Annotated in this window: 11 protein-coding genes and 1 other RNA gene; 4 read left to right on the forward strand and 8 right to left on the reverse strand. The window is 71.7% G+C overall.

Annotated elements, in window-relative coordinates:
• Positions 1 to 354 precede the first annotated feature (354 nt).
• The 4 genes from VGD85_RS17075 to VGD85_RS17090 all read right to left on the reverse strand — a co-directional run bounded on the left by VGD85_RS17075 (position 355) and on the right by VGD85_RS17090 (position 2354).
• Positions 355 to 723, reverse strand: coding sequence for a hypothetical protein (locus tag VGD85_RS17075; protein ID WP_331064633.1), 369 nt, complete (start codon positions 721 to 723; stop codon positions 355 to 357).
• Positions 724 to 796: 73 nt separating this feature from the next.
• Positions 797 to 1185, reverse strand: an RNA gene (gene rnpB, locus VGD85_RS17080) — RNase P RNA component class A.
• Between the two features lie 8 nt (positions 1186 to 1193).
• A complete protein-coding gene (locus tag VGD85_RS17085) occupies positions 1194 to 1973 on the reverse strand; it encodes an isocitrate lyase/phosphoenolpyruvate mutase family protein (RefSeq protein WP_331064634.1) in 780 nt (259 codons plus the stop codon).
• A gap of 18 nt (positions 1974 to 1991) precedes the next feature.
• Complete coding sequence (locus tag VGD85_RS17090; protein ID WP_331064635.1) at positions 1992 to 2354, reverse strand: hypothetical protein; 363 nt, start codon at positions 2352 to 2354, stop codon at positions 1992 to 1994.
• Between the two features lie 106 nt (positions 2355 to 2460).
• Here VGD85_RS17090 and VGD85_RS17095 point away from each other — a divergent pair, with 106 nt between their 5' ends.
• On the forward strand, positions 2461 to 3015 hold the full coding sequence (locus VGD85_RS17095; RefSeq protein ID WP_331064636.1) for a GNAT family protein: 555 nt from the start codon (positions 2461 to 2463) through the stop codon (positions 3013 to 3015).
• Between the two features lie 11 nt (positions 3016 to 3026).
• The gene (locus tag VGD85_RS17100) at positions 3027 to 3491 is read left to right on the forward strand and encodes a tetratricopeptide repeat protein (RefSeq protein WP_331064637.1); all 465 of its coding nucleotides are present in this window, start codon (positions 3027 to 3029) and stop codon (positions 3489 to 3491) included.
• Between the two features lie 93 nt (positions 3492 to 3584).
• Here VGD85_RS17100 and map read toward each other — a convergent pair whose 3' ends face one another.
• Positions 3585 to 4448, reverse strand: coding sequence for a type I methionyl aminopeptidase (gene map, locus VGD85_RS17105; protein WP_331064638.1), 864 nt, complete (start codon positions 4446 to 4448; stop codon positions 3585 to 3587).
• On the opposite strand from map, the gene VGD85_RS17110 reads away from it, so the two are divergent.
• Both VGD85_RS17110 and VGD85_RS17115 read left to right on the forward strand, forming a co-directional pair.
• Positions 4447 to 4632, forward strand: a complete 186-nt coding sequence (locus VGD85_RS17110) for a hypothetical protein (RefSeq protein WP_331064639.1) — start codon at positions 4447 to 4449, stop codon at positions 4630 to 4632. The genes map and VGD85_RS17110 overlap by 2 nt on opposite strands.
• A 42-nt stretch (positions 4633 to 4674) precedes the next feature.
• A complete protein-coding gene (locus VGD85_RS17115; RefSeq protein ID WP_331064640.1) occupies positions 4675 to 4962 on the forward strand; it encodes a hypothetical protein in 288 nt (95 codons plus the stop codon).
• 11 nt (positions 4963 to 4973) lie between these two features.
• Here the strand turns inward: VGD85_RS17115 and VGD85_RS17120 are convergent, their stop codons facing one another.
• The 3 genes from VGD85_RS17120 to VGD85_RS17130 form a co-directional block, all read right to left on the reverse strand.
• The gene (locus tag VGD85_RS17120; protein WP_331064641.1) at positions 4974 to 5813 is read right to left on the reverse strand and encodes an endonuclease/exonuclease/phosphatase family protein; all 840 of its coding nucleotides are present in this window, start codon (positions 5811 to 5813) and stop codon (positions 4974 to 4976) included.
• A 78-nt stretch (positions 5814 to 5891) separates the two neighbouring features.
• A complete protein-coding gene (locus VGD85_RS17125; RefSeq protein WP_331064642.1) occupies positions 5892 to 7148 on the reverse strand; it encodes a hemolysin family protein in 1257 nt (418 codons plus the stop codon).
• Positions 7149 to 7180: 32 nt separating this feature from the next.
• Positions 7181 to 8191, reverse strand: a 1011-nt coding sequence (locus VGD85_RS17130; RefSeq protein ID WP_331064643.1) for a PQQ-dependent sugar dehydrogenase, incomplete at its 5' end; no start/stop codon positions are given.

Consider the following 8191-nt stretch of genomic DNA (forward strand, 5'->3'; position numbering starts at 1 on the left):
GGCTGCCATGACACCTATCCCAGCACTGCCCGCCGACAGTCGAGGGCCCAGAACCCCTTGTTCCACAGGCTTCTGGGACATCCGAAGGCAAAGTCTTCCGAGCCTTCGGAGTCGATCCCTGGGACAGGTCGGTAGCCGGAATCCCGGGACGACGACGGCGACCACAAGCACGACGACCACCGACGGCCGGCAGCCGAGAGGCCGGCGGTAACCACCTCGCGCTCGACCCCAGCGGACGGTGACCACGTCCCCCGTTCTTCGACCACCGCAACCACCGGCGACCCGCAGGCCGAAGCACAGTTCGCGGTGGTTTCGAGACGGTTGCAGTGCAACCTCCTCAACCACCGGGACCGGTCAGTCGCGGTCCCAGGGCGCGGTGTCGTCGAGCTTCGCGTAGTACTTCGCCAGGTGGCTCTTGACCCGGTCGATGTCGCGCTCGGGCAGGTCGACACCGCCGCGCGAGCCCTGCATGACGTTCCCTGCGGCCATCACGCCGCGCGGGATCGCGGTGAGCTTGCCGTCCACGACGTCGGCGATCAGCAGCTTGTACGCCGTGAAGTTGTCCTTGTTCTCGGCGTCGTACCAGACATGGGCATCGCGGTACTTCTCGTTCGGCTCGTCCTCGGCGCCCGCCCACTGTCGCACGCGCTTCTCGGCGGCGGCGCCGTCCCACTCGCGGTCGCGATCCGCGACGGGCAGGTCCTGGAAGCTCGTGACGGCCATCGGTCTCTCCTCCTCGTCGGGTGTCGATCGGGAGGACCGGTACCCACAGCATCGACTGTGGAACGGGGTGGTGCGGACGGGCTGGCCTGTAGGCCGGGTTCTGTCCCCGGCGAGCCGGGGGGCGACCATCCATCTACGGGTGCCGTTGCCGACACCCTCCAGCGGTCTACCCGCGCACTCGGGCGGGCCGCCCTCGAACGTGCGCGCGCCCCGTGCAAGCACGGGACTTCTTGACCTTGCTCCAAGTGGGGTTTGCCGAGCCGGCCGGGTCGCCCCGGTCGCTGGTGGTCTCTTACACCGCCGTTTCACCCTTACCCCTCTCCGCCGGAGCGGGGAGGGGCGGTCTGTTCTCTGTGGCACTGTCCCGCGGGTTGCCCCGGGTGGGTGTTACCCACCACTCTGCCCTGTGGAGCCCGGACCTTCCTCGGGGAGTCACCTCCACGCGGTCGCCCGGCCAGCCCATCCGCGGCTCAAGGATAGCGGCGGATCCGGGCCTGCGCGTCGGCGTACGACGTCGCGGCCGGTGGCACCTCCCCGTCGCGCACCGCGGTCGCCACGTGCACGGCGGCGTCGATGGCGGCCCGGTAGGGGAGCGAACCGGTGCTGACCCGGCGCACGCCGAGGTCGGCGAGCTCGCGCAGCGACAGTCCCGGAGTGATCAGCACGTTCAGCGGCGCCGGCACGGCGGCGGCGATCTCGCGGATCGTGGCCGGGTCGGTCAGGCCCGGGACGAACACGCCATCGGCGCCCGCCTCGACGTAGGCCAGCGCACGCGCGATGGTGGCCTCGACCGTGTCGTCCTGGTGGAACCAGTACGTGTCGACCCGCGCGTTGACGAACACCTCCGCGGCGCGGTCCTTGACCGCCGCCACCTTCGAGGCGAGGACCGCCGGATCGAGCACCCGGCCTTCGGCGCTGTCCTCGAGGTTGACCCCGGCGATGCCGAGCTCGACCAGCGAGGCGACGTACGCCGCCACCTCGTCCGGATCGTTCGAGTAGCCGTCCTCGATGTCGACCGAGACGTGGACCGGCAGCCGAGCCAGCCGCGCCGCGAGGACCAGGTTGGCGTCGCGGGTGACCCCGTCACCGTCGGGGAAACCGGCCGACGTCGCGACACCGAAGCTGGTCGTGCCGATCGCGGGGAAGCCGGCCTCGACGTACGCGAGCGCCGAGGGCACGTCCCAGGCGTTCGGCAACAGCAGCGGGAGCTCCGCGTGGTGCAGCGCGCGGAACGACGAGGAGGGCGCCATGTGGAGAGTCAACCAGCACTACGGGTGCAGCGCGCGGTGCCGCCCGACGGCCGGCCGCGCATGACGCAGGTGCGGCTCGTGGCCGTGCCGGGCGAGGTAGCGCATCGCGACCACGACCACGACGGTGGTGAGCACGCTCGAGAGCAGCACCTCGTCCCGCGTGAGCCCGTCGACGTAGGGCTGCAGGTCCTGTTCGGTGGACGAGCCGAACACCCCTTCGCTGGTGACGAGGCCGGCGCCGAAGCAGGCGACGGCGCCGAGCCCGATCGCCCACAGCCGGCGCGGTCGCCCGCCGCCGACGAGCAGGCCCGCGGCGACGCCGAACACCAACGCGATCGCGGCCAGCAGGGCCAACCCCTCCAGTCCCAGATCCCACTGCATGGCAGTGCCTCCCTTCCGGGTCTCCTCCCACGGTGGCAACACGCCGTCGCACGCGGTAGAGGACGAGGTCCCGCCGGCTCGCGGCCGCACCCACTAGCCTGTCGCGGTGCTTGCGGAGGGCTACGAGATCAGACCGCTGGACGAGTCGGACGCGGCGGCGCTCGCGGCGGCGTACGAGCACAACCGCGAGCACCTCGCACCGTGGGACCCGGACCGTCCGGCGAGGTTCTACACCGAGGCCGGCCAGGCCGAGGAGATCGCGCGGGCGCTCGAGCTGCGTGAGGGCGACCAGGCCTATGTCTACCTGCTCTGGCGCGGCGGCACGGTCGCCGGCCGGATCGCCCTCAACAACATCGCGCGCAGCGTGCTCCAGAGCGGCACCGTGGGCTATTGGGTCGCCCACGACCACACGCGGCGCGGACTGGCGACCGCGATGGTCGAGCACGTCGCGATCGAGGCGCGCGGGCTCGGACTGCACCGGCTCGAGGCCGGCACCCGCACGCACAACGAGGCCTCCCAGGCGGTGCTGCGCAAGGCCGGGTTCGAGCAGTACGGCGTGGCCGAGCGGTTCTTGTTCATCGGCGGGGAGTGGACCGACCACGTGCTGTTCCAGCGGATCCTGCACGACGACCCTCCGGGGAATCCGCCGACCGCGGGGTAGGTTGGATCGTCGTGAACGACTTCGACCCCGAGCCGGACCCCGAGACCCGGGAGCTGCAGGCGCCACCGGTCGTCTTCCCGGGCCAGGCCGGCCCGGAGTCGGCGTACCGCACCGCCTTCGACCTCCTCGCCCGCCGGGCGCCGCGGGAGGCGCTCGAGGTCATCGAGCCGGCGCTGGCCGAGGAGCCCGACAACACGGGCCTGCGCACCCTGCGCGCCTGGGCGTTCCTGATGCGCGCGCAGCTGCAGCGCGCGGAGGCCGAGCTGGTGCGCCTGGTCGAGGAGAACCCCGCCGACGACTGGATGCGCCACGCGCTGGGTCGGTGCCTGGAGCGGCAGAGCCGGTACGCCGAGGCGCTGCCGCACCTGCGCCTGGCCGCGACCATGAGTGGCGACCCCGAGCACGACCTCGCCGTGCTGCGCGTGGAGCGGCGGCTGGCCGAGACCGGCGAGACGTCGTACGACAAGCTCGTCTAGCGGGCCGGGGTTTCGCCACGCACCCGACGTATCTGCTCCCGACCAGCCGGGAGGACGACAGTTCTGTCAGGTGCGTGGGGAAACGGCGAGCGGTCAGGGGAGCGTGAGGACCTCGGCGCCGGCGGGAGTGACCAGCAGCGTGTGCTCGAACTGCGCGCTGCGGCGCCGGTCGCGGGTGGTCACCGTCCAGCCGTCGTCGGCCAGGTCCCACTCGTGGGTGCCGAGGTTGAGCATCGGCTCGATCGTGAACGTCATGCCGACCTCGATCAGCGTGTCGTGGTCGGGGTCGTCGTAGTGCGGGACGACCAGGCCGCTGTGGAACGAGGTGCCGATGCCGTGCCCGGTGAACTCGCGGACCACGCCGTAGCCGAACCGCGCGGCGTAAGACTCGATCACCCGGCCGATCACGTTGATCCGCCGGCCCGGCTTCACGGCCCTGATGCCGCGCTCGAGCGCCTCGCGGGTCCGCTCGACCAGCAGCCGCGACTCCTCGTCGACGGCGCCGGCGAGGAACGTCGCGTTGGTGTCGCCGTGGACTCCGTGGAGGTACGCCGTCACGTCGATGTTGACGATGTCGCCGTCCTCGACCACGCGCTCGCCGGGGATGCCGTGGCAGACGACCTCGTTGACGCTGGCGCACAGCGACTTGGGGAACCCGCGGTAGCCCAGCGTCGAGGGGTAGGCGCCGTGGTCGCAGAGGAACTCGTGCCCGATGCGGTCCAGCTCGTCGGTCGTGACACCCGGCGCGACGTGCGCGCCGACCAGGTCGCGGGCCTGTGCGGCGAGGCGGCCGGCCACGCGCATCCGCTCGATCGTGTCGGCGTCCTTGACCTCCCTGCCGGTGAACGGCGTCGGCGCCTCCTTGCCGACGTACTCCGGCCGCGGGATCGAGGCGGGCACGGCACGCAGCGGACTCGTCACCCGACGAGTGTAGGTTCGCCTGTACGTTCGGAGCATGAGCGACTTCTGGTACTGCGTGCGGCACCACCGCGTCGAGGACGAGTCGAACATCTGCCCGCCGATCGACCGGCTCGGGCCCTACGCCACCCGCGCGGAGGCCGAGCAGGCGCTGGAGACCGCCGAGCGTCGCAACGAGGACTGGGACAGCGACCCGGCCTGGAACGACGACGTCGATGAGTAGTCGGACGACCGGTGTGATGAGCAGCCCGACGAGCAGCGCCCGGTGACCAAGCCCGGGCGCCGCCCGCGCGGGCACCCCGACGTCTCCCCGTGGCCGTTCGTGGGCATGGCGGGGATGGCCTGCGCGTTCTTCCTGTACGCCGCGAGCGGGCTGGTCGCGCCCTGGTGGGCGGTCGTCGCGCTGCTGGTCGTGTGGGTGTTGCTGTTCGTGGTCGCGTGCGCCTGGTGGTCGCTGCATCCGCGGTGGGTGCCCGGGTTGGCCGTGGCCGCGGTGCTGTTCTGGTTCGCGGTCGTCACCGCCGGCGGGGCGTTCCTGGACTGGAACGCCTGAGCCGGCTCCGGTCAGCGCAGCCGGACGTGGGCGCTGACGATCGGGTGGTCGCTGGTGCGGGCCACCAGCCAGGAGCGGTCGATCTGCGGGCTGGAGAACTCGACGTACTGGTTGCCGAAGATCCAGTCGATCCCGGACCGCGGCGGCGCGCACGAGGCGCCGGGAGGGTTGGAGCCACCGAGGAACGAGTGCATGACGCCGTTGCCGGTGAACGGGCAGAAGAAGTCCTCCCGGTCGTTCATGTCGCCGGTCAGGAAGACCGGGGCGTGCAGCTGCTCGGTGAGCCGGCTGGTGACCTTGCGCTCGATGCGCATCGCCTTGCGGCGCCACCTCTCGGCGTTGCCCTTGCTGTCGGCGGGGTTGTGGACGTTCATCACGTAGATCACCAGGTTGGTCTCGCGGGACCGCAGGGCGACGATCGGCATCTTGCGCATCCGGCCGTGGAAGTAGGGCACGCGGCGCGTCCAGCTGTCCACCAGCGCGAACCGGTCGGTCCGCCAGGCGATGGTGTTGTCGGTGTTGTGGCTGTACCCGGAGTGCAGACCCCACGCGCCGCCCACCCGGGCGACGAACCGGTTGCGCTGGGAGAGCTGGAACTCCTGCAGCCCGACGATGTCGGCCTGCGAGCGGCGCAGCGCCTTGATCGCGCGGTACAGCCGCACGCCGGACCGGTCGAACCCGCGGTCGTGGCGCCCGTCGGTGTGGCTCGCGCCGAGGATGTTGAACGAGGCGATCACGAACTCGTCGGCGGAGTGGGCGGCTTCGTGGGACGCCGACGCGGCCGGGAGGACCGAGAAGGAGCCGAGCGTGACGGCGAGGGAGAGCAGTACGGCGCGGAGCGGTCGAGACATGTCTGGACCATCGGGAGGGCTCTCCCGGACGCTGAGCACCCGAACGGGTGAAAGTTGCACGACCCGGTGGGAGGTCGGTCACACCTCGTGCGGCCGCACCCGCAGCCGGGTGATCCGGTGCTTGTCCACCGTCGCCACCTCCAGCTCGTGGTCGCCGACCGTGACCACGTCTCCGGTGACCGCGAGCCGGCCGAGTCGGTGGATCACGTAGCCCGCGGCGGTCTCGTAGGGGCCGTCCTCGAGCTCGACGCCGGTGCGCTCGGCGAAGTCCTCGATGGTCAGGCCGGCGTCGACCTCGCCGGCGGCGACGCTCGCGGTCTGGTCGTACTCGTCGTGGATGTCGCCGACCAGCTCCTCGACCAGGTCCTCGAGCGTCACGATGCCGTCGGTGCCGCCGTACTCGTCGACGACGACGGCGATGTGGCTGCCCTCGGCGCGCATCCGCGACAGCGACGGCAGCAGCCGGTTGGTGGCCGGGAGGTGCAGGATCTCGCGCGTCAGCGTCCGGATCCGCATCCGCGGGTCGGCGCCGAGCAGGTCGCGCACGTGGAGGAAGCCGCGGACGTCGTCGTGGCCGGTGCCGGTGACGGGGTAGCGCGAGTAGGGGCTCGTGCGCGCGGTCGCGATCGCGTCCGCCACCGTCGCGTCCGCGGCCAGGAACGTGACGTCGCCGCGGGGCCGCATCACCTCGCTCAGCGACCGGTCGCCGGCGTCGAAGACGTCGACGAGGATCTTGCGCTCGTCGTCGGCCAACCCCTCGTGCTGGTCGACGAGGAAGCGCAGCTCCTCGTCGCTCAGCTCCTCGGTCGCCGCGGTCGGATCGCCGCCGAACAGCCGGACCACGGCGTTGGTCGACACCGACAACAGCCACACCATCGGCCGCATCAGCGTCGCGAAGCGGTCCAGCGGCGCGCCGACCAGGTAGGCCACCCCGGCGGCGCGCTGCAGGGCGAGCCGCTTGGGCACCAGCTCGCTGAACACCAGCGACAGGTAGGCGATGAACAGCGTCAGCAGCACGAGCGCGACGCTCTCGGCAGCGTCCTCGCCGAGCCCGAGGTGCTCGAGCACCGGCGCGAAGTCGGGCGCGAGGGTCGAGGCGCCGTACGCCGCCGAGAAGAACCCGGCCAGCGTGACGCCGATCTGCACCGCGGCCAGGAACCGGTTGGGGTCGCGGGCCACGGCCGCGACCCGGGCGCCCCGGCTCCCGCGCGAGGCCAGCGTGTTGATCTGGCCCTCGCGCAGGGAGACCAGCGCGATCTCGGTGCCGGCGAAGATCCCGCCGACCAGGATGAACAGCCCGACCAGGGCCAGGTTGATCAGGGTCTGGGCGTCCACCGGGGGACCGTCACCGCTTCCTCATGGAGTGTTCAGCGTCTTGGTCTGACAACGAGGATCGCGTCGTTGCCGTTCCCGTTGTCGGTGGTGGCGTAGGCGACCGATCCGGGGCCGTCCACCACGGTGCGGATCCGGCCGAAGTGGCGCAGCGCCGCCGGCACCCGCACCTTCTGCAGCTTGCCGGCCGACGAGAGCTGGAGGAACAGCACCCGCTCGGCCTTGAGCGCCGCGACGGCGAAGCTGCCGTTCAGCGCGCCCCACCGCTTGCCGTAGACGAAGCCGCCGCCGGAGGTCGCCAGGGTCGGGTTGCCCGAGCGCCAGACCGCGGCGCGCTGCTTGCCGGGCAACGACTGATCGGTCATCGGCACGGACTCGTTGTAGCCCGGCACCGGGTTGTAGCCGTAGTCGCCGCCCTTGCGCAGCCGGTTGACCTCGTCGTCGCGGTAGGTGCCCTGCTCGACCGACCAGAGCGTGCCGTCGTTGCGCCGGTCGAGGCCCTGGACGTTGCGGTGGCCGTAGGTGTGCACGTAGCGCTGGCGGCGGTTGCTCGCCCCGATGAACGGGTTGTCGCCACAGGGCTTGCCGGAGTCGGCGAGCAGGCACAGCGTCTTGCCGCCCAGCGACTTCTTGTTCTCCGGGTTGCGGCCGGTGGCGGCGTCGCCGGTGCCGACGTAGATCCGCGGCCCGACGGCGAGCAGCCGGCAGCCGCCGTGGCGGCCGCTGGTCGCGGGCAGGCCGCCGAGCAGCTTGCGCCCACCGGTCACCGACCGGAGGTCGTCGCTGAGCGTCCAGCGCATGATGCGTACGTCGTGGCCGCGGCTGGTCGTGCCGCCCTGGCAGGTGTAGAAGCGGTGGTTGCTCGCGAACGACGGGTCGACCTCGAGACCCATCAGGCCGGTCTCCCCGGAGACCCACACCGAGCTGCTGGGGAAGCCGCGCACCCGGCGGGTGTGGCCGCCGGTCCAGATCGACACGGTCGCCCGGTCGCGCTGGGTGAAGATCAGCCGGCCCTCGCCGATCGGGCGCACGTCCCACGGATGGTC

The organism is Nocardioides sp. (genome assembly GCF_036401255.1).
Lineage (GTDB): Bacteria > Actinomycetota > Actinomycetes > Propionibacteriales > Nocardioidaceae > Nocardioides.